The sequence below is a fragment of the Rothia sp. HMSC058E10 genome (assembly GCF_001809415.1).
In the GTDB taxonomy this organism is placed as follows: domain Bacteria; phylum Actinomycetota; class Actinomycetes; order Actinomycetales; family Micrococcaceae; genus Rothia; species Rothia dentocariosa.
The window spans coordinates 931-2,378 of the sequence record NZ_KV797629.1 but is presented as its reverse complement, the minus strand read 5'-3'; the positions used below and the strand labels follow the sequence as shown (position 1 = coordinate 2,378).

The 1,448-nt window shown below is 40.5% G+C and carries 2 protein-coding genes; both read left to right on the top strand.

Features of this window, described 5'->3' with window-relative positions:
- The first annotated feature begins 284 nt into the window (after positions 1-284).
- Entirely contained in the window at positions 285-860 is a 576-nt protein-coding gene (locus HMPREF2609_RS05765; RefSeq protein WP_070535596.1) for a hypothetical protein, read from the top strand.
- A 137-nt stretch (positions 861-997) separates the two neighbouring features.
- The coding region (locus HMPREF2609_RS05760; RefSeq protein WP_246825590.1) for a hypothetical protein at positions 998-1,448 on the top strand (451 nt) is incomplete at its 3' end.

Here is a 1,448-nt window from a genome sequence, read left to right as displayed (position 1 = left end):
TCCTGACCCGTTGTATGAGGATGGTACGGATTGGATTAATGATCCTGATGAGTACCCTGAGAGCACTTCCTATACCGGCGGCAGTAATGGGTAAAGTACATCCGAACAAACCTCAGTATTCAATATTATAAGCTTGATGTTCGTGATTCTGGATACATTATCCGCAATGAACCAAGGATTAGAGGAAGACGAGACACAGAACGTTTAGTCGTTGGGAGTAATGGAGATATTTATTATACTCCTGATCATTACAGGACTTTTGTTCTTCTGAAAGGAATATAAATATGACTATTGATTTTAAAATGGATGAAAGGTATCCTATAACACCAAATATTTATCTAAAAGGAGAGCCTATTCTCCATAATAGGATAGATTCATTAGTTTCTTCTGGGTGGGAAATTATTGAAATTAGAGGAAATGTTATTATCGATTTTGATACCATGACATCTGAAATACTTCGTGCTATTAAATGTCCCTGGAATATTCCGGATTATGGTTCGCAATGGACATTAGATTATATTGAGGATATTGATCAATGGCTGGATATATCACATGGTTTTTTTGTGTATATATCTAATTTTGATGATATTCTTTTCAAGAATTCTCGAATAGCAAGTTATCTTTGCCAGCATCTCCACCGGTTGCAAACCAGGTACCGTTGGGAGCTTTTGGAGGAAGGAGAAGCGAACCTTAAATTTACCTACGGTTTTGAATGTTCTGAGAAGAATCTTCCGCTGGTGCGGGAGTTTTTCCGGGGGCATGTGGTGGTTGTGGATAGGTTTGATCCTGAGCATCCTGAGCTTGAGAGTGCGGAGGCACTGGGGCCTTTCGCAGATGAGTATCCGCACTTGCCAGAGTAGCGGATTAGAATCAATAACCTATATATAAGAAAAGGCAGGGTTGTCTATGATTGATTGGTGTCGCTTGTGGGCAGCCCTGCTGACTTGTATTCCTAATTATTGCGATAATTTTATTTTTATTAGGGAATGAAAATATTATGAATTATTACGAACCTATGGGGTTTTATGATGATGGCTACGGAGAAACATTCTTCCCGGTTGTTTATGTGCGGGAGGATGGTGTTTTAGAGCGGCAGTTGGAGTTGTTGCGGCAGGCTGGGTGGAAGATTATTGAGCTTTCCTGTGAAAAGTTTTTAAAGTCTTCAGGCTCTGAGGAAGATGCCATGATAGTTTTTGAGGCTATTGAGTTTCCGTATGAGATTCCTCGGTTGCCGGATGATTGGATCCATGAGTATCTTGAGGATTTGCATTGGTTGGATTTGAGTCAGGGGTTCTTTTTTGTTCTGAAGGATTATGATGTGTTCTTCCAAGATCAAGAAAAAGTTGACTATTTTATGGCGAAGTGGACTGCAAAGTTGTTGCAGTCTGTGGATACTGAGCTGAGGTACCGGTATTCGAAGGATGAGGATGGGGAGTATGATCCTGCGA

What these genes read in the sequence shown, in the direction of transcription:
- HMPREF2609_RS05765 (WP_070535596.1), top strand. Translation starts at nt 285, where the DNA reads ATGACTATTGATTTTAAAATGGATGAAAGGTATCCTATAACACCAAAT.